At 69.2% G+C, this 21,043-nt stretch carries 19 protein-coding genes; 9 read left to right on the forward strand and 10 right to left on the reverse strand.

The window, feature by feature from the left end:
• Positions 1 to 52: 52 nt before the first annotated feature.
• Genes RWS82_RS04075 through RWS82_RS04085 form a run of 3 tightly spaced genes read right to left on the reverse strand, consistent with a single transcriptional unit; the run spans position 53 to position 2,510 of the window.
• Positions 53 to 1,132, reverse strand: a complete 1,080-nt coding sequence (locus RWS82_RS04075) for a GNAT family N-acetyltransferase (protein ID WP_314647209.1) — start codon at positions 1,130 to 1,132, stop codon at positions 53 to 55.
• Entirely contained in the window at positions 1,129 to 2,217 is a 1,089-nt protein-coding gene (locus tag RWS82_RS04080; RefSeq protein WP_314647210.1) for a GNAT family N-acetyltransferase, read from the reverse strand. Before RWS82_RS04080 ends, RWS82_RS04075 begins: the two co-directional genes overlap by 4 nt.
• 14 nt (positions 2,218 to 2,231) lie before the next feature.
• The gene (locus RWS82_RS04085) at positions 2,232 to 2,510 is read right to left on the reverse strand and encodes a hypothetical protein (protein ID WP_314647212.1); all 279 of its coding nucleotides are present in this window, start codon (positions 2,508 to 2,510) and stop codon (positions 2,232 to 2,234) included.
• Between the two features lie 518 nt (positions 2,511 to 3,028).
• Between RWS82_RS04085 and smc the strand changes: the two genes are divergently transcribed.
• The 3 genes from smc to RWS82_RS04100 are packed head-to-tail and all read left to right on the forward strand — an operon-like array spanning position 3,029 to position 8,039.
• The gene (gene smc / locus RWS82_RS04090) at positions 3,029 to 6,574 is read left to right on the forward strand and encodes a chromosome segregation protein SMC (protein WP_314647214.1); all 3,546 of its coding nucleotides are present in this window, start codon (positions 3,029 to 3,031) and stop codon (positions 6,572 to 6,574) included.
• Positions 6,575 to 6,622: 48 nt separating this feature from the next.
• Positions 6,623 to 7,495, forward strand: coding sequence for a signal recognition particle-docking protein FtsY (gene ftsY, locus RWS82_RS04095; RefSeq protein WP_314647215.1), 873 nt, complete (start codon positions 6,623 to 6,625; stop codon positions 7,493 to 7,495).
• A 43-nt stretch (positions 7,496 to 7,538) separates the two neighbouring features.
• Positions 7,539 to 8,039, forward strand: coding sequence for a DUF2004 domain-containing protein (locus RWS82_RS04100; protein ID WP_314647216.1), 501 nt, complete (start codon positions 7,539 to 7,541; stop codon positions 8,037 to 8,039).
• Positions 8,040 to 8,063: 24 nt separating this feature from the next.
• Here RWS82_RS04100 and lipA read toward each other — a convergent pair whose 3' ends face one another.
• Together lipA and lipB are read right to left on the reverse strand one after the other, a co-directional pair.
• Positions 8,064 to 9,053: a lipoyl synthase gene (gene lipA, locus RWS82_RS04105; RefSeq protein WP_314647219.1), complete on the reverse strand. Its 990-nt coding sequence runs from the start codon at positions 9,051 to 9,053 to the stop codon at positions 8,064 to 8,066.
• Positions 9,050 to 9,688 carry a lipoyl(octanoyl) transferase LipB gene (lipB, locus tag RWS82_RS04110; RefSeq protein ID WP_314647221.1) on the reverse strand — a complete coding sequence of 213 codons (639 nt, stop codon included), beginning with the start codon at positions 9,686 to 9,688 and terminating at the stop codon, positions 9,050 to 9,052. Before lipB ends, lipA begins: the two co-directional genes overlap by 4 nt.
• Positions 9,689 to 9,780: 92 nt before the next feature.
• Here lipB and RWS82_RS04115 point away from each other — a divergent pair, with 92 nt between their 5' ends.
• A complete protein-coding gene (locus RWS82_RS04115; protein ID WP_314647223.1) occupies positions 9,781 to 10,392 on the forward strand; it encodes a TetR/AcrR family transcriptional regulator in 612 nt (203 codons plus the stop codon).
• 12 nt (positions 10,393 to 10,404) lie between these two features.
• Entirely contained in the window at positions 10,405 to 11,961 is a 1,557-nt protein-coding gene (gene ffh / locus RWS82_RS04120; protein WP_314647224.1) for a signal recognition particle protein, read from the forward strand.
• Here ffh and RWS82_RS04125 read toward each other — a convergent pair.
• Positions 11,855 to 12,820, reverse strand: a complete 966-nt coding sequence (locus tag RWS82_RS04125; RefSeq protein ID WP_314647225.1) for an EamA family transporter — start codon at positions 12,818 to 12,820, stop codon at positions 11,855 to 11,857. The two genes, ffh and RWS82_RS04125, sit on opposite strands and share 107 nt — an antisense overlap.
• Positions 12,821 to 12,898: 78 nt before the next feature.
• Between RWS82_RS04125 and RWS82_RS04130 the strand changes: the two genes are divergently transcribed.
• Positions 12,899 to 13,837 carry a LysR substrate-binding domain-containing protein gene (locus RWS82_RS04130; protein WP_314647227.1) on the forward strand — a complete coding sequence of 313 codons (939 nt, stop codon included), beginning with the start codon at positions 12,899 to 12,901 and terminating at the stop codon, positions 13,835 to 13,837.
• On the opposite strand, the gene glpK is transcribed toward RWS82_RS04130, so the two are convergent.
• From glpK to RWS82_RS04145, 3 genes are all read right to left on the reverse strand, one after another.
• Complete coding sequence (glpK, locus tag RWS82_RS04135) at positions 13,838 to 15,352, reverse strand: glycerol kinase GlpK (RefSeq protein ID WP_314647229.1); 1,515 nt, start codon at positions 15,350 to 15,352, stop codon at positions 13,838 to 13,840.
• A gap of 38 nt (positions 15,353 to 15,390) precedes the next feature.
• Positions 15,391 to 16,146, reverse strand: a complete 756-nt coding sequence (locus RWS82_RS04140) for an MIP/aquaporin family protein (protein ID WP_314647230.1) — start codon at positions 16,144 to 16,146, stop codon at positions 15,391 to 15,393.
• Between the two features lie 89 nt (positions 16,147 to 16,235).
• Positions 16,236 to 17,945, reverse strand: coding sequence for a glycerol-3-phosphate dehydrogenase/oxidase (locus RWS82_RS04145; protein WP_314647231.1), 1,710 nt, complete (start codon positions 17,943 to 17,945; stop codon positions 16,236 to 16,238).
• Positions 17,946 to 18,043: 98 nt separating this feature from the next.
• Between RWS82_RS04145 and RWS82_RS04150 the strand changes: the two genes are divergently transcribed.
• A complete protein-coding gene (locus RWS82_RS04150) occupies positions 18,044 to 19,015 on the forward strand; it encodes a sugar-binding domain-containing protein (protein WP_314647233.1) in 972 nt (323 codons plus the stop codon).
• 2 nt (positions 19,016 to 19,017) lie between these two features.
• On the opposite strand, the gene RWS82_RS04155 is transcribed toward RWS82_RS04150, so the two are convergent.
• Positions 19,018 to 20,169, reverse strand: coding sequence for a glutamate--cysteine ligase (locus tag RWS82_RS04155; RefSeq protein WP_314647234.1), 1,152 nt, complete (start codon positions 20,167 to 20,169; stop codon positions 19,018 to 19,020).
• A gap of 208 nt (positions 20,170 to 20,377) precedes the next feature.
• Between RWS82_RS04155 and rpsP the strand changes: the two genes are divergently transcribed.
• Together rpsP and RWS82_RS04165 are read left to right on the forward strand one after the other, a co-directional pair.
• The gene (gene rpsP, locus RWS82_RS04160; RefSeq protein ID WP_314647235.1) at positions 20,378 to 20,806 is read left to right on the forward strand and encodes a 30S ribosomal protein S16; all 429 of its coding nucleotides are present in this window, start codon (positions 20,378 to 20,380) and stop codon (positions 20,804 to 20,806) included.
• Between the two features lie 6 nt (positions 20,807 to 20,812).
• The gene (locus RWS82_RS04165; protein WP_314647236.1) at positions 20,813 to 21,043 is read left to right on the forward strand and encodes an RNA-binding protein; all 231 of its coding nucleotides are present in this window, start codon (positions 20,813 to 20,815) and stop codon (positions 21,041 to 21,043) included.

A 21,043-nucleotide genomic window follows, 5' to 3' on the forward strand; every position in this document is an offset into this window, starting at 1 on the left:
ATGAACCGGCGGGCGGAGGCTCATCCGCGAGGATGATCTCCGCCCGCGAGGTTCAGATCTTCTTCTGCCAGGCGCCCGCGTACGAGACGGGGACGAAACCGAGCGCCTCGTTGATGTCGAGCATGGGACGATTCTCCTCGGCGTTGTACGTCGAGACGCGACGCGACAGCGGCACGAGCTCCCGCCACCGCAGGAGGTTCGCGCACTTGACGATCGTGCCGAGACGGTGCCCCCGGTGCTCCTTCGCCACGAGCGTGCCGAACTGGTGCGTGACACCGGTCCGGTCCTCGCCGATCAGCAGCTCGTTGTACGCCACGAGGTCCCCGGTGGGCAGGTGTTCGACGGCCACGACCGACATCAGCTGCCCTGCGCCGGTGAGGCGGGCGTCGCGTCGCACGACCCGGTCGGCATCCCACGCCTCGTCGTCGAACTCCATGTCGCCGCTCGGAGCGTCGGTGGTGAGCCGCGCCAGCACGGCGGCGTACCCCGCGCGGCGCTCGGGCGGTGTGGGGAGGTTCCACGCGACCACCCGGTAGTCCGCTCCGGCGGCGCGCTCGGCATCGGCCAGCGCGCGCCGCACGACGGCGAGGTCGCCCGTCAGGTGGAGTTCGCTGTTGCGTTCGATCTGCTCCAGCTCGTACCCCCGGGTCTCGAGCAATTCGGCGGGCGGATTCACGGGCATACGGCCCCACCCGGTCCGCGGTGTGAGGATGCGCGCGCCCGGCACCGCGGGTCGGTGCAGTGTCCATCCCTGGAGCGTCGTGCGCCCTTCACGTCGTGCCTCGTCCTCCGCGCGATCGAGGAGCGCATCCTCCACCCCGCGGCCCCAGAACTCCTCGGGCACGAGCACGTCGATCTCCGCCGCCCGTGCGCCCTCCTCCTGGGGGTAGTCGATCGTCGCGATGCCGACGATCTGCTGGCCGCGCCGGGCGACGAACCCCGTGTGGCGGGTGTCGGACGGGTCGCGCCACGCGGGCAGCATCTGAGCGGCCGTCGGGGCGAGGTCGGGCAGCCCCGCGGTCTCCGCGCAGACGCGACGATTGAACTCGCCGTAGGCGACGAAGTCGTCCGCGTCGGGAGCATCGAGGGCATCGGGGACGTGCAGGGGCGTGATCGTCAAGTCGACGGTCATGTGAGGTCCTTCTTCCAGGCGCCTTCATGGGCGCGAGCGGTGAAGCCGAGTGCTTCGTTGATGGAGAGCATGGGTCGGTTCTCCTCGGCGTTGTAGGTGATGAGTCGAGGCGACTCCGGGGCGATGCCACTCCACCGGAGCAGCGCCGCCGTCTTGATCAGCAGGCCCAGACGGTGCCCGCGGTGCTCACGGAGCACCAGCGTGTCGTTCTGGTGGGTGGTCGCCGCTCGATCTCGACCGATGGCCAGCTCCGTGAAGGCCGCGAGAGCGCCCGTGGCTCGATGGCGGGCGGCGGTGACGAGCATCGTGTTGCCACGTTCGTGCTCACGCGCTTCCATGCGGCGCACGCGCGCGGCATCCCACCGTTCCTCGTCGGCGTCGAGCCCCGCGGATGGTGCGTCGGTCGACATCCGTGACTTCATCCAGGCGTAGCCGTCGAGGTATTCGGCAGGGGTCGGCAGCATCCACGACACCAGGTCATAGTCCCGCGCGCGGACTCGCGCCTCGTCGTTCAGATGCCGGATGCGGCGGCCGTGGCGGGGATGCAGGTCGAGGATGCTGACGCGATGCACCTGCTCGAGGGTGAAGCCGCTGCGCGTGAGGAAGCGGGCCACATGGTCGTCCGGCACGCTGCCGTAGCCGGTCGGGGCATGGAGCCTCGGTCCGTCGGTAGCCTGCTGCTCGGTCCAGTTCTGGACGACCGTGCGCCCGTGAGCCCGGGCTGCGGCTTCGAGGTGCGGCAGGATCGCCCGGCCGATCCCTCGCCCCCACGCCCGGGGGAGCAGCTCGATCGTGGCGATGAGGCTGCGCGCGCCCTGATCCTGCGGAATATCGACCATGGCGCGGCCGATCACCGCGCCGTCGTGACGCACGACCCATACGAGGGTGGTGCGGTCGGGTCCGGAGCGCAGGAGAGGCAGGAGCTCGTCCGGGGCGAGATCCTGCTCGTCGCGCCCGGTGAGCTCGCTATAGACCTGGTTGCGCACGCGCGCCAGATCGCGGAACTCGTCGGCGTCGGCCGCGTCCGCTCGTGCGGGGAGCACGAGCGGACGCAGCGACGCGCCGTCGATGAGGGGGACGTCCATATCCACGTCTCTGCTCAGTGCAGCTGACGCTGCAGGTGGAAGGCCAGGATCGTCTGCATCTCACGCGGACTCAGCTGCTGCTCGGCGAGCGACAGGGGACTGGTGTAGCTGGACGACCAGCGGCGGGAAGCCGCCGGTCGTTGTGCGCGCCGCAGCAGCCAGAGGCCGATGCGGAACCCGAGGCGGTCGGCGAGCGAGAGCGCCCGCAGCTCCTCGGGGGCGGGGATATCGAGGACCTCGCGGCCCTTCGTATCGGGCGGGTGGGGGATGCTGTGCGACAGCGTGGTGTTCACGGTGTTTTCCTTCGGTGAGGGATGGGTGTGGCGGAAGCGCGATCCGCGGAGGCCGCAGACGATGCGCGGACGAGAAGCGTCGATGACGCGGATGCCGCATGCGACGCGGATGCCGGATGCAGCGTGGCCGACTCAGCCCGCCGTCATCGAGGACAGTGCGGGAGCGGCGGAAGACAGGTGTCCCCGAGGGACCGGTCGACGGACGGGTGCTGTGCTAGGAGACAGCGATGCCGGAGACGCCGAGGTCGGTCACCGAGTGCACGGGGCGCAGCGCGGAGAAAGCGCGCGCGAGCAGGCGGTGCGCCTGAGCGGTGTGCTGGATGTTCATCGGTGACCTCCTTTCAAGAGTGCGTCGGTCGATCAAGCTAGCGGACTCGCGCTGCAGGCGTCAAGCATTTTCTCAGCTGCGGCGTGTCGCCGCGCGTGTCGTTCCGCTCCCGGACCGCGTGCGCTCCGGGCTTTTCCGCAGGATTCCGGTAACGTGTGGGCGTGATTCCCCCCGAACGATCGGTGCCCCGATGCATCTGAAGAGCCTGACGCTGAAAGGCTTCAAGTCGTTCGCGCAGCCCACGAGCTTCGTCTTCGAGCCCGGGGTGACGTGCATCGTCGGCCCGAACGGATCGGGCAAGTCGAACGTCGTCGACGCCCTCGCCTGGGTGATGGGGGAGCAGGGGGCGAAGACCCTCCGTGGCGGGAAGATGGAGGACGTCATCTTCGCCGGTACGTCGACGCGCGGTCCTCTCGGCCGTGCCGAGGTGCAGCTCACGATCGACAACGCCGACGGTGCGCTGCCCATCGAGTACGCCGAGGTGACGATCAGTCGCACGCTGTTCCGCAACGGCTCGAGCGAGTACGCGATCAACGGAGAAGGCTGCCGACTCCTCGACGTGCAGGAGCTGCTGAGCGACTCGGGTCTCGGCCGCGAGATGCACGTGATCGTCGGTCAGGGGCGACTCGACACCGTGCTGCAGGCCTCTCCAGAGGATCGCCGGGGTTTCATCGAGGAGGCCGCAGGCATTCTCAAGCACCGTCGCCGCAAGGAGAAGACGGTGCGCAAGCTCGACGCGATGGAGACGAACCTCACGCGTCTGAGCGACCTGGCCGGTGAGATCCGTCGCCAGCTGAAGCCGCTCGGACGTCAGGCGGAGATCGCCAGGGAAGCGCAGACGATCGCGGCGGTCGTGCGCGACGCGAAGGCGCGCCTGTTCGCCGACGACGTCGTCGCCCTTCGCACGGCGCTAGCCGACCATACCCGCACCGAGAACGAGCGGCACACCGAGCGCCTCGTCCTCACCGACCAGGTCGAGACGGTGCGTGCGGGCATCGCGCGTCTGGAGCAGGATCAGAACTCCGTGGCCGTCGATCAGGCGCGCAGCGTCGCCTTCGGCCTCGAACAGGTGCAGGAGCGGATGCGCGGGCTGTACACCCTCGCGAACCAGCGCCTCGCGCTCCTCGGATCAGAGGACGACGACGCCGCGGTCACCGCCATCACCGTGACGCAGTCGACGATCGACGAGGCGAAGGACGAGATCACCGCGATCTCCGAGGGTCTCGGGGATGCGCAGGACGCGGCGTCGGTCGCGAGCCGCGAGGTCGTGCACGCCCGCGCCGAACTCGACACGCTCGACGTCGACATCGCGGAGCAGAGCGCTCTCGTGTCGGAGTACGACATGCGGCTCTCGGCCCTGCGCGGCTCGGCGGACGCGGCGGCGTCCGCTCTCGCCGCCGTGCGCGGAGCGGTGCTGCGACAGGAGAACGCGCTCGAGGCGGCGAATGAACGTCGGCGCGAGGCGGCGCAGGCCCTCGAATCGATCGACGAGGCCGAGGCGCCCCAGGGGTCCGCCGCCGAGTACGCCGCCGCCTATGAGAGCGCGCAGCGCGCGGCGACCGCCGCCGAGACCGAGCGCGAGACCCTGCGGGAGCGGCTGCACGCCGCCGAGCGCGAGGTGGACGCGCTCACCGCTAAGGCGTCGGCCCTCGGCAGCGCTCTGGCCCTGTCCGGCGGGTCGGCGGAGATCGTGCGCGCGGGCGGTGCGGGGATCCGCGGGCTGGTGGGAGACGCGGTGCAGGTGAAGCCCGGGTTCGAAGCGGCGATCGCGGCGGTGCTCGGCCCCCTGGCCGAGGGCGTGCTCGTGGAGTCTCGCGCCGACGCGTTCGAGCTCGCCGCCGCGAGTGCCGAGCAGGGGCATGGCGTGGTCGACATCGTCGCGGCGGAGGGAACGCGTCCGGCGGTCGAGCTGCCCGCGTTCGATGGGGTGACCCCGGCGGTGACGGCGGTCGAGGCGCCGGATGGGGTGCTCGGCATCCTCTCGCACGTGCTCATCGCCGACGATCTCGCCGCGGCGCGGAACGCACGCGAGGCCCTGGACTTGCTCGGCGACGAGACGACGACGCTGGTCACCGCCGCCGGCGACGTCGTGACCGCCCACACTGTTCGCACCGGATCGTCGGGGGAGCGGTCGCGCCTCGAACTCGCGGCCGAGCGCGATGCCGCGACCGAGCGCCTCGCCGAGGTCCGGGTGATCGTCGATTCCCTGCGCGAAGCACGGGTCGACGCCGACGACGCGGTCGAGAACACGCGTCGCCAGTCGAAGGATGCTCTGCGCGCCCTGCGCGAACTCGACGCGGCGCTCGCGAGCCACGCCGAGCAGGTCAACCGCATCACCGTGCGCCACGAGGCGGCGGTCGCGGAGTGCGAACGCCTGGAGGCGGGGCTGGCGCAGGCGCAATCCGCCGTCTCGGATGCCGAGGCGAAGGCGGAGTCGACCAAGAAGGCGCTCGACGACGCGGTCGCCGCCCCGCGCCCGGTGCTCGACGCATCGGCGCGAGACGGGCTGCTGGAAGCGCTGGAAGCGGCGCGCGAAGGCGAGGTCCGCGCGCGTCTGGAGATCGAGACCCTGCGGGAGCGTGTGCGCGCCGCCCAGTCGCGGGTCACGGCGCTCGAACGCCAGCGGGAGCAGGAGCGAGAGGCGGCCGCGGAGGCTGCTCGTCGCGCCGTCATCCGTCGTGCGCAGCGGGAGGCGGCCGCCGCGGTCGCCGATGAGCTTCCCCGCGTGCTCGATTCCCTCGACCGGTCGGTGACCGAGGCGCGGGTCGCCCTCGCCGAGGCCGAGACCGCTCGAGCGGCGCAGAATCAGGAGCTCACTGCGCTGCGCGCGCAGGAGTCGTCGCTCCGGGAGCGTCTGGCCGGCTTGACCGAGAGCGTGCACGGTCTCGAGTTGCAGATCCACGAGAAGAAGCTGCATCTCACGAGCCTGCTGGAGCGCGTGGCATCGGAGCTCTCTCTTGACGAGGACATCCTCGTGGCGGAGTACGGTCCCGATCAGGCAGTGCCGCGCGACGCGTCCAGCATCGCGGGGGAGCACGAGACCGATGCCGAGGCGACGATCCCCTTCGACCGTCGCATGCAACAGCGGCGTCTCGCCGACGCCGAGCGAAAGCTCGCTCAACTCGGCCGCGTCAATCCGCTCGCTCTCGAGGAGTTCGCGGCCCTGGAGCAGCGGCACAAGTTCCTCACCGAGCAGCTCGCCGATCTCACCCAGACCCGTCAGGATCTGATGACGATCATCGCCGACCTCGACGAGAGGATGCAGACCATCTTCGCGAGCGCCTTCGCCGATACGGAGGCTGCGTTCGGTGAGGTCTTCCCGCTGCTGTTCCCCGGCGGTTCGGGCAGCATCTCGCTCACCGACCCCGAGAACATGCTCACGACGGGCATCGAGGTCTCGGTGCGCCCGGTCGGCAAGAAGATCGAGCGACTCTCGCTCCTGTCGGGTGGGGAGCGCTCGCTCGCAGCCGTGGCGCTGCTCGTCGCCATCTTCAAGGCCCGCCCCAGCCCGTTCTACATTCTCGACGAGGTCGAGGCGGCGCTCGACGACGCCAACCTCGGCCGCCTCCTGACGGTGTTCGAGCAGCTGCGCGAGAGTTCGCAGCTGCTGGTGATCACGCACCAGAAACGCACGATGGAGATCGCGGACGCGCTCTACGGCGTCTCGATGCGACAGGACGGCGTCTCGGCCGTGGTCGGCCAGCGGGTGGGCGATCGGGCCGCCGCCGCGGTCTGACCCGGCGTGCGCGCCGATCATCCGCGTTCGGACCCGTAGGCTGGGGGGATGGCGGAGAAGTCCTGGTCCCTCGGTCGCGCGCTGCGCGGCATGTTCGTCAAGCCCACCATCGATGAGACGACCTGGGAAGACCTCGAGACGGCGCTGCTCACGGCCGACTTCGGGCCGGACATCACCGAGCGCGTCGTCGACGAGCTCCGGGCGAAGGTGGAGCGCTATCGCACCACCGATCCGAAAGACCTGCAGCGGATGCTCCGCGAGACGCTGGAGGAGCACTTCGCGAAGTTCGACACGACGCTGAAACTCACCGAGCGCCCCGCGGTGGTTCTCGTCGTCGGGGTGAACGGGGTCGGCAAGACCACCACCATCGGCAAGTTCACCAAATTCCTCCGCGGCTTCGAGCGCAGCGTGGTGGTCGGCGCGGCCGACACGTTCCGCGCTGCGGCGGTCGACCAGCTCGCGACCTGGGCCCAGCGCGGCGGGGCGGCGATCGTGCGCCCGCAGCACGAGGGTCAGGACCCGGCCTCCGTCGCGTTCCAGACCATCGAGTACGCCAAGCGCGAGGGCATCGAGATCGCGATCATCGACACCGCCGGACGCCTGCACACCAAGGGCGGGCTCATGGACGAGCTCGGCAAGATCCGCCGCGTCGTCGAGAAGCAGGCGCCGATCAGCGAGGTGCTTCTGGTGCTCGATGCCACGACCGGCCAGAACGGGGTCATGCAGGCCGAGGCCTTCCTCGAGCACGCCGGGGTCACCGGACTCGTGCTCACGAAGCTCGACGGGTCCGCCAAGGGCGGGTTCGTGCTCGCGGTGCAGGAACGCACCGGCATCCCGGTCAAGCTGCTGGGTCAGGGCGAGGGCATCGACGATCTCACCGGATTCACCCCCCACGTCTTCGTGCAGTCGCTGGTCGGCTGACACGGGGCTACCGTCACGAGCACGAGGCTGGTTTCATAGCGTTATGGCGATCGAACACGACTACTTCGGGCTCCTGTCCTCCGGGCCGGACGGCTCGATCTTCTGGTCGGAGACGGTCGAGCTCGGCGACCAGAGCGTCACCGTCGACCTGACCGCTCCCGACCAGGACGACGTGTCGGCCGAAGCCCTCGACATCGCCGCCTCGCTGATCGCCGGACTCGAGACGGTCGACGGCACGGCCCGACGCGGCATGCTGGCGGAGGTCGACGACCGCACGAGCGAGGTCACCGAGTACATCCTGCAGCAGCAGGAGGCCTATGGCGACGAGCTGCCCGACGTGCTGGTCGATGTGTCCGGCGACGCCGCGGTCGACATCATCCGCTCGCTGCGCCTCATGAGCATGACGATCCTCGCCGACGAGCACGGCGGCTCCGAGCCGTTCGCGGTGCTGGAGTACGCCCTCGACGCGGGCACGACCGACGACGTGCTGCTGGTGAACCTCGGTTCCGACGGCAGCGTCCAGTCGGTCATGAGTTCGGACTGACGCCGCTGCCGTCTCCGAGACGGTTCACACGGCCTGCGCGAACCCTAGGTCGGCGCTCTCGGCGATGTGCGCGAGATGCGCGGGGATCTCCCGTCCCTTCGACGCCATCGACTGCGCCCAGAGGCGTCCCGCGCGGTACGAGGATCGCACCAGCGGCCCGGCGAGCACGCCGAGGAACCCGATCCGCTCGGCTTCCTCCTTGAACTCGACGAACTCGGCGGGCTTCACCCATCGGGCAACCGGGAGGTGTCGCGGCGAGGGGCGCAGGTACTGCGTGATCGTGATGATGTCGCAGCCGGCCTCGTGCAGGTCGTTCAGTGCCTGCACGACCTCCTCCGGCTCCTCGCCCATGCCGAGGATCAGATTCGACTTCGTGATCAGACCGGCATCCCGTCCCTGCGTGATCACGTCGAGCGAGCGCTCGTAGCGGAAGGCCGGACGGATGCGCTTGAAGATGCGGGGTACGGTCTCGACGTTGTGCGCGAACACCTCGGGGCGCGCGTCGAAGATCTGCCTGAGGAATGCGGGGTCGGCGTTGTGCTCGTTGGCGAGCAGCTCGACGCCCGTGTTCGGGTTGTACTCGTGGATCTTGCGCACCGTCTCGGCGTTGAGCCAGGCGCCGGTGTCGGGGAGGTCGTCACGCGCGACGCTGGTCACGGTCGCGTAGCGCAGCTGCATGCGGCGCACGCTCTCGGCGACCCGGCGCGGCTCGTCGGTGTCGTAGTCGGCGGGCTTGCCCGTGTCGATCTGACAGAAGTCGCACCGCCGTGTGCACTGGGAGCCGCCGATGAGGAACGTCGCCTCGCGGTCCTCCCAGCACTCGAAGATGTTCGGGCACCCTGCCTCCTGGCACACGGTGTGCAGGTCCTCGCTCTTCACCAGCGATTGCAGGGCCGTGTACTCCGGTCCCATCTTGGCCTTGGTGCGGATCCATTCCGGCTTGCGCTCGATCGGCGTCTCGGCGTTGCGTACTTCGAGGCGGAGGAGCTTGCGCCCTTCGGGAGCGGCGGTCATGCGGTGACTCCTGCGTATTCGGTGGTGAACGCCTCGATGATCGAAGCGGAGATGGCGCGGGGCGAGACGTCGGCGCCGACGATCTCGCTGACGGTCGTGACGCCGGCATCCGTGATCCCGCACGGGATGATGCCCCGGAATCCGGCGAGCGAGTTGTTGCAGTTCACAGCGAACCCGTGCATGGTGACGCCCTGCTGCACGCGTACGCCGATGGCGGCGACCTTGTCTTCGGAGAGGGGCCGCCGCACCCAGACACCACTGCGTCCGTCGACCTGGTAGCCCTCGACGCCCCACGGCCGCAGCACATCGATGAGGAGTCGTTCGAGCCGCCGCACGTGTGCGACCACGTCCATGGGTTCGGGAAGGCGCACGATCGGATAGCCCACGAGCTGACCCGGGCCGTGCCAGGTGATCTTGCCGCCGCGGTCGACGTCGACCACCGGCGTGCCATCGGTCGGTCGCTCGTGCGCTTCGGTGCGTTTCCCGGCGGTGTAGACGGCCTCGTGCTCGAGGAGGACGAGGGTGTCGGGGCGTGTGCCGTCGACGATATCCGCGTGCAGCCGACGCTGCAGGGCCCATCCGTCCGCGTACGGTACGAGCTCGGGGGAGAGTCCCGCCGTGATGATGTCGAGCATCCGTCCTCCTCGGGCATATTTCTGGAACGCGTCCAACAATACGCCTGCGTCGTGCGTTTCGGCGCACCGGCCCGGCGCGGTACCGTGAAGGGATGACCACCCCCGGCCGAGCAGGACGACCTCGCGCCTCGTCGCGCGAAACGCTCGCCGAGGCCGCGTGCGAGCTGTTCCTGGAGCGCGGCTACGCGGCGACCTCCGTCGCCGACATCACCCAGCGCGCCGGAGTGAGCCGATCCAGCTTCTTCAACTACTTCTCGTCGAAGAGCGATGTGCTGTGGTCGGGGATCGACGCCCGCATCGCAGACGCCGTCGACGCTCTGGCGGGCGTCCGGACCGACGACGTGGGCGGAGCGGTGCAGAGGATCCTTCTCGGTGTCGTCGACGGCTTCGAACCCGACCCGCTCGCGCTCGCGCTGCGCAACTCCGCCGCGATGGGGGTGGAGGACGAGCTGGAACGCGAGACGGGGCTGCGGCTCGCCCGACTGTCGGCCGCCGTCGCGGCGACGGCGCGGAACTCCGGTGTCGACGTCGTGCGCGCCGACATCGTCGGTGCGGCCTACGCCACCGCGGTGCTCACGGCCTTGCGTGTCTGGGCCGAGCAGGGCGCCGGACGCGGTTCTCCCCGCACGGTGCTCTCCGACGCCTTCGCCGTCGTCCACGATCTGCCCTGGCGAGCGGCGGACGAGGACGCCGTCCTCGCGTAGAATCGGAGCACCATGGCTACCTTTGGCACGCTCTCCGATCGGCTCACCGAGACCTTCCGCAATCTGCGCACGAAGGGAAAGCTCACCGCCAGCGACGTCGACGGCACCGTCCGAGAGATCCGACGCGCGCTGCTCGACGCCGACGTGGCGCTGACGGTCGTCAAGGACTTCACCGCCAAGGTGCGCGAGCGCGCCCTCGGCGACGAGGTCAACAAGGCCCTCAACCCCGCGCAGCAGGTCGTGCAGATCGTCAACGAGGAGCTCGTCCAGATCCTCGGTGGGGAGCAGCGTCGACTGCAGTTCGCCAAGACTGCACCCACCGTCATCATGCTCGCCGGCCTGCAGGGCTCCGGAAAGACCACCTTCGCCGGAAAGCTGGCGCGGCAGCTCGAGAACGACGGACACACGCCGCTGCTCGTCGCGGCCGACCTGCAGCGCCCCAACGCCGTGAACCAGCTGCAGGTGGTGGCCGAGCAGGCCGGGGCGACGATCTTCGCTCCGGAACCCGGCAACGGCGTCGGCGACCCCGTCAAGGTCTCCCGCGACGGCGTCGAGCACGCACGACGCCAGCAGCACGACGTCGTGATCATCGACACCGCCGGTCGGCTCGGCGTCGATGCCGAGCTCATGAAGCAGGCCGCCGACATCCGCAAGGCGGTGCAGCCCGACGAGGTGCTGTTCGTCATCGACGCGATGATCGGTCAGGATGCGGTCAACACCGCGAAGGCCTTCCAGGAGGGCGTCGACTTCACCGGCGTCGTCCTGTCGAAGCTCGACGGCGACGCGCGCGGTGGTGCGGCCCTCTCGGTCGCCTCGGTCACCGGCCGCCCCATCATCTTCGCCTCCACGGGCGAGCGTCTCGAAGACCTCGAGCCGTTCCACCCCGACCGCATGGCGAGCCGCATCCTCGACCTCGGCGACATCCTGACCCTCATCGAACAGGCTCAGCAGGCCTTCGACGAGGAAGAGGCGATGAAGGTCGCCGAGAAGATCGCGACCGAGCAGTTCACCCTCGAAGACTTCCTCGAGCAGCTTCAGCAGATGAAGAAGATGGGCTCGATGAAGAAGATGCTGGGCATGCTGCCCGGCATGGGCCAGATGAAGCAGCAGCTCGAGGACTTCGACGAGCGCGAGATCGACCGCACCGAGGCGATCATCCGATCGATGACGCCGGGCGAGCGTCGCAACCCCAAGGTTCTCAACGGCTCGCGCCGTCTGCGCATCGCGCGGGGTTCGGGTATGACCGTGACCGACGTGAACCAGCTCGTCGCGCGCTTCGAGCAGGCCGCGAAGATGATGAAGACGGTCGCGCGCGGGGGCACCCCGAACATCCCCGGTATGGGACCGGTTCCGGGCATGGGGCGTCCGGGAGCGTCGACGAAGCGCGGCAAGAAGGGCAAGTCGTCCGGTGCCCGGTCGCGCTCGGGGAACCCTGCGAAGCGTGCGGCGGAGAACGCGGGCCTCACGGCCGCGGCCCCCGGGACGGGTTCGGGCTTCGGACTGGGCGGAGCGCAGGCTCCGAGCGAGGCCGACCTCGCCGAGATCCAGAAGCTGTTCGGGAAGAACTGACGCGGTTCGGGCGCGCGAGCAACTGCCCGACGATCAGCGCAGTGAGGACGATGGCGACGCCGACCCCCTGAGTCGCGCTGAAGGACTCGCCCGCGACGGCCACGCCGAGCACGGTGGCCACGACCGGCGAGAGCAGCGCGAGCAATCCGGGGGCGAGCACCGGCAGCACCTGCACGCCCCGGAACCAGAGCGTGTAGGCGACGAGTCCTCCTGCACTCGCCAACCAGGCGTATCCGAGGAGCGCCGCGCCGTCGATCGTCTCCGGCGTGCCCTCGAAGACGACGGTCGGCAGCAGCAGCACCAGACCGCCGGCCGTGAGCTGCCATCCCGCATAGGCGACGGGTCCGACATCCGTCGGACGCCCCCACCGCTTGGTCAGCACCATTCCCAGGCCGGTCGCGGCGACCCCGCCGACCGCCGCCAGGACGCCCCACCCGTCGAGTCGTGCGTCCGGCCCGAGCACGATGAGAGCGACGCCGAGCGTGCCTGCCGCCGCCGCAGTCGCGCCGAGCGGCCGGATGCGCTCACGCAGCACGAGCGTCCCGAGGCCCAACACGATCAGCGGCTGCGCACCGGCCACGGCGGCCGCGACGCCACCCGGCAACCGCTCGGCGGCGATGAACAGAAGGGCGAAGAACACCCCGATGTTCAGGGAACCGAGCACGAGGGCCTTCCCCCACCACGCGCCGCGAGGCAGACGCCGCGTGAGCGCAAGGGCGATCAGGCCGGCGGGGAGCGATCGCATCAGCGCGGCGAAGAGCGGATGCCCCGGCGGCAGCAACTCGGTGGTGACGAGGTAGGTGGTGCCCCAGGCGGCGGGGGCGAGAGCGGTGAGGAGGAGCGTGGACCCGCGGTTCATGGCTTCAGCCTGTTCCTGTGCGCCACATGAGTCCAACGCAGAGTTGTCACCCTCTCTATGAACAGAGATCATGAACGGATGGACCTGCAACAACTGCGCTATGTCGTCGAGGTCGCGGCGGAGGAGAGCTTCACCCGCGCAGCCGAGCGGTGCTTCGTCACCCAGTCCGCGCTCAGCCACCAGATCGCCGCCCTCGAACGCGAACTCGGGCACCGGCTGTTCGTCCGGTCGAGCCGTTCCGTGCGGCTCTCCGAGGCGGGAGCGTCGTTCCTCGAGCACGCCCGCGCGGCGGTGTCGGCGGCGGATCGGGCGCGGGAGGCCGTCGTCGAGCCGGTCGAGGAACTCTCGGGCACCCTGCGTCTGGGCGTGATCCCGACCGTGACGGCCGTGCGCGTTCCGGAGCTGCTCGCGAGGTACCGACGAGCGCATCCGCGGGTGCGGATCGAACTCCTCATGGGCAACAGCGACTATCTGGCGGACGAGGTGCGCCGGGGGACCGTCGACCTTGCGTTCCTGGGTGTTCGATCCGGCGACGAGCCCCGAGGGCTCGCGCTGGAGCAGCTCGCTGTCGATCGCCACGTCGTCGCGGTGTCGCGCCATCATCGGTTGGCCGGTCGCCGACGGGTCCGTCTCGCCGACCTCGCCGACGAGACGTTCGCGGATTTCCCTGCGGGCAGCTCCGGCCGCGTGCAGGGCGACACCGCTTTCGCGGCCGCGGGCCTCGATCGCGACGTCGCGTTCGAGGTGGGTACCGCCGAGCTGCTGCTCGGCCTCGTGGCTCAGGGACTCGCCGTGGCTCTCGTCGATCCGGTGACAGCGGGGGAGCACGGACCGCAGGTGGTCGCGATTCCGTTGGTCGACGGCCCCCGCCGCATCCAGTACGCCGCGTGGGACGCACAGGCGCCGCGCCGCGTGACCGCGGCGTTCCTCGCGCAGTGGGAACGCGCATCCGCCGCCGCACGCGGAAGGGGCGGACCCGGAGAGCACTCCGGATCCGCCCCTGTCAGCGAATCGTGATCACTTCACGTCTTCGTCGACCCAGTCCATCGACTTCGTGACCGCCTTGCGCCACAGACGCAGCTGTCGGTCGCGCTCCGCTTCGTCGAGCGACGGCTCCCAGCGGCGGTCCTCCTGCCAGTTCGCGGAGAGGTCGTCGAGACCGCTCCAGAAACCGACGGCGAGACCTGCGGCGTACGCCGCGCCCAGTGCGGTCGTCTCGGCCACGACCGGCCGCACGACGGGCACACCGAGGATGTCGGCCTGGAACTGCATGAGCGCGTCGTTGGCGACCATGCCGCCGTCGACCTTCAGCTCGGACAGGTCCACGCCCGCGTCCGCGTTGACCGCATCGAGCACGTCGCGCGTCTGGAAGGCGACGGCCTCCAGAGCGGCGCGGGCGATGTGGTTCCTGTTCGCGTAGCGGGTCAGACCGACGATCGCGCCGCGGGCGTCCGAGCGCCAGTACGGAGCGAACAGGCCTGAGAACGCGGGCACGATGTAGACGCCGCCGTTGTCGTCGACCTTCTCGGCCAGCTGCTCCACCTCGGGGGCGGAGGAGATGATGCCGAGCTGGTCGCGCAGCCACTGGATCAGCGACCCCGTGACGGCGATCGAGCCCTCGAGCGCGTAGTGCGTCGGCTGATCGCCGAGCTTGTAGCCGACGGTCGTGAGCAGCCCGTTCTTCGAGTGGACGATCTCCTCGCCCGTGTTGAAGATGAGGAAGCAGCCCGTGCCGTAGGTGTTCTTGCTCTCGCCGGTCTGGAAAGCGGCCTGCCCGAACGTGGCCGCCTGCTGGTCGCCCAGGATGCCGGCGATCGGCGTCTCGCGCAGCAACGACGAGCTCTCGGCCGCCCCGTAGACCTCCGACGAGGAACGGATCTCGGGCATCATCGAACGCGGCACCCCGAACACCTCGAGGATGTCGTCGCGCCACTGCAGGGTCTCGAGGTCCATGAAGAGCGTGCGCGATGCGTTGGTGACGTCGGTCGCGTGCACGCCGCCCTCGGTGCCGCCGGTAAGGTTCCAGAGCACCCAGCTGTCGGTCGTGCCGAACACCAGGTCGCCGGACTCCGCCTTCTCGCGGGCTCCGTCGACGTTCTCCAGGATCCAGGCGATCTTGGTCCCCGAGAAGTAGGTCGCGAGCGGGAGGCCCACGATCGACTTGAAGCGGTCCACGCCGCCGTCCGCCGCGAGGCGGTCGACGATCTCCTGCGTCCGCGTGTCCTGCCAGACGATCGCGTTGTAGACCGGCTTGCCCGTCGTCTTGTCCCAGACCACCGCGGTCTCGCGCTGGTTGGTGATGCCGACGGCGGCGATGTCGTGACGGGTGAGGTCGGCGCGGCTCAGAGCCAGGCCGATGACCTCCTGCACGTTGCGCCAGATCTCGGTCGCGTCGTGCTCGACCCAACCGGCCTTCGGGAGGATCTGCTCGTGCTCCTTCTGGCCGGTCGCGATGATGCTCCCCTTCTTGTCGAAGATGATCGCGCGGCTCGAGGTGGTTCCCTGATCGATGGCGAGGATGTAATCAGCCATGGTGTGTTCTCCTTCGAATTTTCGCTGTCAGGACGCGGTCAGGCGCCGAGTCCGAGCAGGACCGTCGCGGCCGGAGCGGCGAGGGCACCACCGATGAGCGGGCCGACGACCGGCACCCAGGCGTAGCCCCAGTCGCTGGAACCCTTGCCCTTGATGGGGAGGATCGCGTGGGCGATACGGGGGCCGAGGTCACGAGCGGGGTTGATGGCGTAACCGGTCGGGCCACCGAGCGACGCACCGATGGCGATCACGACGAAGGCGACGGGGAGGGCCGTGAGCGGTCCGAGGCCCCCGGGCACACCGATCTCGATGTCGCCGAGGTCGGCGAAGGCGAAGATCGCGAACACCAGCACGAAGGTGCCGATGATCTCGGTGACAAGGTTCCAGCCGTACGAGCGGATGGCCGGGCCGGTCGAGAACACGCCGAGCTTGTTCGCGGGGTCGGGCTCGTCGTCGAAGTGCTGCTTGTAGGCGAGCCACACCAGGATCGCACCGAGAATCGCTCCGAGCAGTTCAGCGCCGGTCGCGACCAGGAAGCGCGGGAGATCGATGGTGTCGCGCAGCAGGAGTCCGATACCGACGGCAGGGTTCAGGATCGCACCGGAGTACTGGGAGACGAGAACACCCACGAACACCGCGAGTCCCCATCCCCAGTTCACCATCAGGAACCCGCCGCCGAATCCCTTGGTCTTCGCGAGCGCGACGTTGGCGACGACACCTCCACCCAGGAGGATGAGCATCGCGGTGCCGACGAATTCCGAGAGGAAGTAGAGACCGAGATTGACATCAGGCATGTCTTCTTTGACCTTTCTTGCGAGCCACGGCCCCTCTGCCGTGGCTCCTTATGTGGGGTGCGTCGCGAGGAGGGCGACGGTCACTCCCGTCAGCCGCGCGCGCGGGACGGGATGTCGAGGCCGTGCCGCTCGTTCAGCAGCAGGCGGGTCTGTTCGATCTCAGCATCGTGCCGATCGCGGTCCCAGTCCAGCATCGGCGCGAGCGCGTCGGCGATCTCGTCGAGCACCGCGGCGTCGGCGTTCCCGGTGAACGCGATGCTCGTACGCCGCAGCACGATGTCCTGCAGACGGGCCACGAGCTCGTTCCGCACCATCCACTCGAGCTCGCGCGTCGAGAGCTGGCCACCGGCGAGCGGCGCGTCCTCACCCTGCGAGACGTACGCCCAGACATCGGCGGCACGCGTGCCGTAGCGGGCCAGCAGCTTCTCGGCCCGGTCGCCGGCGCCGTCGAGGTTCTCCTCGAACCAGATGCGCTTCGCCTTCTCGGTGCGCGGGAAGTCGCGTCCGCCGCCGATCGCCCGCCCGGCGGTCGAGACGGTGCGGGTGCGCTTCAGCAGCCCCAGGACGACGTCCGAGAGCGACTCGCCGAGGGCGCGGAACGTCGTCCACTTGCCGCCGACGAGGCTGACGAGCGGCACAGCGCCCTTCTGGTCGACCTCGATGCGGTAGTCGCGGGAGACGAAGCCGGGGGCCGTGTCCTCGTGACGCGGCAGAGGCCGGATGCCCGAGAAGCGGTAGACGATCTGCGACCGCTTGACGGCGATCTTCGGGAACACGTGGTGGATGAGGTCGAAGAAGTAGTCGACCTCCTCCTCGGTGCACACGGCGATCTGAGCGGGATCGGCATCGATGTCGGTGGTGCCCACGAGCACGCGGCCCTTCAGCGGGTAGATCAGGACGATGCGTCCGTCGGAGTGCTCGAAGAAGATCTCGCGCCCTCGCGTCGCCGCGAGGAGCTCGGGGTGGTCGAGCACGATGTGCGAACCCTTGGTGCCGCCCATGTAGCGGGTCTCGGTGCCCAGCGCATCGTTCGTGAGGTCGGTCCACGGTCCGGAGGTGTTCACGACGACGTCGGCGGTGACGCTGAACTCGGTGCCGCTCTCACGGTCGCGGAGCACCACCTTCTCGCCGTCTCGGGCGATCGCCTCGACGTAGTTGAGCGCACGTGCGCCCGGGTGGGCGGCACGGCCGTCTTGTAGCACGTCGAGCGCCAGACGCTCGGGGTCGTGCATGGAGGCGTCGTAGTACGTGGCCGTGTACTTGATGTCGGGGTCGAGCGAGGGGAGTTCGGCGAGCGAACGCTTGCGCCCGAGGAAGCGGTGTCGGGGCACGCTGCCGCCGTCTCGGGAGAACGTGTCGTAAATCGTGAGGCCGACCTTGATGAGGAACGCGCCGCGCTCCTTCGGCTTGCCGCTCTTGTGCGTGAGGAAACGCAGCGGCGCGGAGAGGATGCCCGAGAACGTCGAGTAGATCGGGATCGTCGTCTGCAGCGGCTTGACGTAGTGGGGCGCGATGCGAAGCAGCCCGTTGCGCTCCTCGACCGATTCGCGGACGAGTCGGAACTCGCCGTTCTCGAGGTAGCGGATGCCGCCGTGGATCATGTGGCTCGACGCTGCCGACGCACCGGACGCGAAGTCGCCTCGCTCGACGAGGACCACGTCCACGCCTTGCAGGGCGAGGTCACGGAACGCCGAGATGCCGTTGATGCCGCCGCCGATCAGCAGCACCGTGGTGCGGCCCGACTCGCGGACGGAGCGGACGTCGTCGCGCTCCGGAGATGAGTGTGTCGATTCGATCATGCCGAACTCTCTTCCTTGCTTGCCCCCAGCGTGGCCCTGTCGCGCCTCGCGCGCAAGCCCACTGCACATATGTGCAAGGATCGGGGGAGGAGGCGGTCATGGCGGATCACAGCTCGCATGCGCGGGACGGACGGATGGTCGCTGCGCTCACTGCGGCGCAGCTGTACTACATGCAGGACAAGACCATGGAGGTCATCGCTCGCGAGCTCGGCACGTCGCGGTCGTCGGTGTCGCGGCTGCTGAGCTATGCACGGGAAACCGGACTCGTCGACATCCGCATCAACTCGCCGCTCGAACGCCTCGGAATGCTCGAGCAGCGCATCCGCGACCGCCACCACGTCGCCGCGCACGTCGTGCCGATGCCGGAGATCGTGAGCGAGGTCGAGCGTCTGGAACGCGTCGCGCTCACGGCCGGTCGGCTCCTGTCGCAGTTCGTGGACTCGAACATGATCATCGGCGTCGCGTGGGGATCGACCATCAGCGCGGTGAGCCGTGAGCTCACGCAGAAGGAGACGCACAACACCACGTTCGTGCAGCTCAACGGTGCCGGGAACACTCAGACCAGCGGCGTCGAGTACTCCAGCGACATCCTCCAGCGCTTCGGCAGCGCGTTCGGCGCGCAAGTGCAGCAGTTCCCCGTGCCGGCGTTCTTCGACGACCCCGCGACCCGCGAGGCGATGTGGCGCGAGCGGAGCACGCGCCGGGTGCTCGACCTGCAGTCGAAGATGGACATCGCCGTGTTCAGTCTCGGCTCGCCGTCGGCCGAGGTGCCGAGTCGCGTCTACGTCGGCGGATACCTCGGACGCGATGACTACCGCAGCCTCCGCGAGGATCACGCGATCGGCGACGTCGCGACGGTGTTCTTCCGCTCCGACGGATCGTGGCGCGACATCCGGCTGAACGCGCGGGCGACGGGGCCCGGCCTGGATCGCCTGCGCCGGGTGCCGCGCCGGGTATGCGTCGTCTCGGGTGTCCCCAAGCTCGCGAGCCTCCGCGCCGCGATCGCTGCAGAACTCGTCACCGATGTCGTGCTCGACGAAGGGCTCGCGCGCCGACTCGCGGACGGCTGATCTCAGCCCTCGGGTGTCGAACCGCGCGGGCCCGTGCGGAACTCGCGAATGAGGTGCTGCACGACGGCCGAGAGGTCGCCTCCCGCGGCGTCCGCCACCGCGACCTGACGTTCGTAGCTCGCGCCGCCCGCGAGGATTCCCGCCACGCTGGCGAACTCCGGTGCGCACCCGAGATCGACGGCGACCGGCGCGAGTTCCCCGATGGTCTCGGCGAGATGCTCGCGCACCGGACGCTGCGTGCCGTCGGCCGCGACGATCAACCGGGCGTCGAGACCGTAGCGCGCCGCGCGCCATTTGTTCTCGCGGTGGAACCACGGGGGCAGCGTCGACAGGCGCCCACCCTCGTCGAGGATGCGCGAGAAGTGCTCCACGAGTACCTGGACGAGGGCCGCGATCGCGGCGAGTTCCGGGAGCGTCGACATCCCGTCGCAGGCGCGCACCTCGATGGTGCCCCACTTCGGGGCCGGCCGGATGTCCCAGCGCACCTCCGACGGATCGTGCATCACACCGGTGCGGACCATGTCGTCGAGATAGGACTCGAACTGGCTCCAGTCCTCCAACGCCCAGGGGAGTCCAGCGGTCGGCAGCTGTTGGAACACCAACGCACGGTTCGAGGCGTACCCCGTACGCTCGCCGGCCCAGAACGGACTCGATGCCGCGAGTGCCTGCAGATGCGGCAGATAGGCGGTGAGGGCGTTGATGATCGGGAAGACCTTGCGGTGATCCTCCACACCGACGTGCACGTGGATGCCCCAGATCATCATGTTCCGCCCCCACCACTGGGTGCGTTCGATGAGCGTGTGATACCGGGTCTTGTCGGTGACCTTCTGGTCGAACCACTGCGCGAACGGGTGGCTGCCGGCGGAGAGCAGCTCGATGCCGAGCGGATCGGTCGCCGATCTGACGGCTCCGATCGCCCGGGCGATGTCGTCGACGGCGTGGGCGACCGAGTCGCCGACGCCGCTCGTCACCTCGATCGTGTTCGTGAGGAGTTCGCCGGTGACCGTGTGCCGCTCGCTCGCGCTCTGCTCCTCGAGGTCGGCGAGCAGCTCGGGCGCGCGGCCGACCAGATCGCCCGAGTGCGGATCGGCGAGCATGATCTCCCACTCCAGTCCGACAGTGGAGCGGGCGGAGGGTGCGAACTCGAGCTTCACGTGCTCAGTCTGGCACGGGGGTACGGTGGTCCGACGACGCGCGGGTGCGCCGGTTCGCTCCCGGCGGCGGCATCTGGCAGAATAGAGGGTCGGACGATGTGCTCGACCCTCTATCCAGCATCCGTCCTCACCTTTTGAGCTTCCGCCGGGTGTGCACCCCACGCTCCAGGCGACCGGTTCGTTTCCTTCCACACCATTCAGGAGAATCGTGGCTGTCAAGATTCGTCTCAAGCGCATGGGCAAGATCCGCGCACCGTACTACCGCATCGTCGTCGCCGACTCGCGCACTAAGCGCGACGGCCGCGTGATCGAGGAGATCGGAAAGTACCACCCCACCGAGGAGCCCTCGTTCATCGAGGTCGACTCCGAGCGGGCGCAGTACTGGCTGTCGGTCGGCGCTCAGCCGACCGAGCAGGTCGCCGCCATCCTCAAGATCACCGGCGACTGGGGCACCTTCAAGGGCGACAAGGACGCGAAGTCCACGCTCAAGGTCGCCGAGCCGAAGGCTCCCTTCGAGGTCGACTCGTCGAAGAAGTCCGTCGTCAAGCCCAAGGCCGAGAAGAAGGCTGAGGCTCCGGCCGAGGCTCCGGCCGACGCTGCGGAGGCCGCTGAGGCCCCCGCCGCCGACGCAGAGTAATCCGCTGTGCTCGCCGCCGCGCTCGAACACATCGTCAAGGGGATCGTCGACCACCCCGACGAGGTGCAGATCACTGCATCCACCTCGCCGAGAGGCGACGTCCTCGAGGTGCGTGTGCACCCCGATGACCGTGGACGTGTGATCGGGCGCGGCGGCCGCACCGCCAAGGCGTTGCGCACCCTCGTGGCCGCTCTGGCAGACGGACGCCGCGTGCGCGTCGACGTCGCGGACGACTGA

Origin of the sequence: uncultured Microbacterium sp. (assembly GCF_963528945.1) — a bacterium.
Lineage (GTDB): Bacteria > Actinomycetota > Actinomycetes > Actinomycetales > Microbacteriaceae > Microbacterium.

Excerpts from the sequence above, each read along its gene's own strand:
- RWS82_RS04075 (WP_314647209.1), bottom strand. The coding sequence starts at position 1,132 with ATGACCGTCGACTTGACGATCACGCCCCTGCACGTCCCCGATGCCCTC.
- RWS82_RS04080 (WP_314647210.1), bottom strand. The coding sequence starts at position 2,217 with ATGGACGTCCCCCTCATCGACGGCGCGTCGCTGCGTCCGCTCGTGCTC.
- smc (WP_314647214.1), top strand. The coding sequence starts at position 3,029 with ATGCATCTGAAGAGCCTGACGCTGAAAGGCTTCAAGTCGTTCGCGCAG.
- ftsY (WP_314647215.1), top strand. The coding sequence starts at position 6,623 with ATGGCGGAGAAGTCCTGGTCCCTCGGTCGCGCGCTGCGCGGCATGTTC.
- RWS82_RS04100 (WP_314647216.1), top strand. The coding sequence starts at position 7,539 with ATGGCGATCGAACACGACTACTTCGGGCTCCTGTCCTCCGGGCCGGAC.
- lipA (WP_314647219.1), bottom strand. The coding sequence starts at position 9,053 with ATGACCGCCGCTCCCGAAGGGCGCAAGCTCCTCCGCCTCGAAGTACGC.
- lipB (WP_314647221.1), bottom strand. The coding sequence starts at position 9,688 with ATGCTCGACATCATCACGGCGGGACTCTCCCCCGAGCTCGTACCGTAC.
- RWS82_RS04115 (WP_314647223.1), top strand. The coding sequence starts at position 9,781 with ATGACCACCCCCGGCCGAGCAGGACGACCTCGCGCCTCGTCGCGCGAA.
- ffh (WP_314647224.1), top strand. The coding sequence starts at position 10,405 with ATGGCTACCTTTGGCACGCTCTCCGATCGGCTCACCGAGACCTTCCGC.
- RWS82_RS04125 (WP_314647225.1), bottom strand. The coding sequence starts at position 12,820 with ATGAACCGCGGGTCCACGCTCCTCCTCACCGCTCTCGCCCCCGCCGCC.
- RWS82_RS04130 (WP_314647227.1), top strand. The coding sequence starts at position 12,899 with ATGGACCTGCAACAACTGCGCTATGTCGTCGAGGTCGCGGCGGAGGAG.
- glpK (WP_314647229.1), bottom strand. The coding sequence starts at position 15,352 with ATGGCTGATTACATCCTCGCCATCGATCAGGGAACCACCTCGAGCCGC.
- RWS82_RS04140 (WP_314647230.1), bottom strand. The coding sequence starts at position 16,146 with ATGCCTGATGTCAATCTCGGTCTCTACTTCCTCTCGGAATTCGTCGGC.
- RWS82_RS04145 (WP_314647231.1), bottom strand. The coding sequence starts at position 17,945 with ATGATCGAATCGACACACTCATCTCCGGAGCGCGACGACGTCCGCTCC.
- RWS82_RS04150 (WP_314647233.1), top strand. The coding sequence starts at position 18,044 with ATGGCGGATCACAGCTCGCATGCGCGGGACGGACGGATGGTCGCTGCG.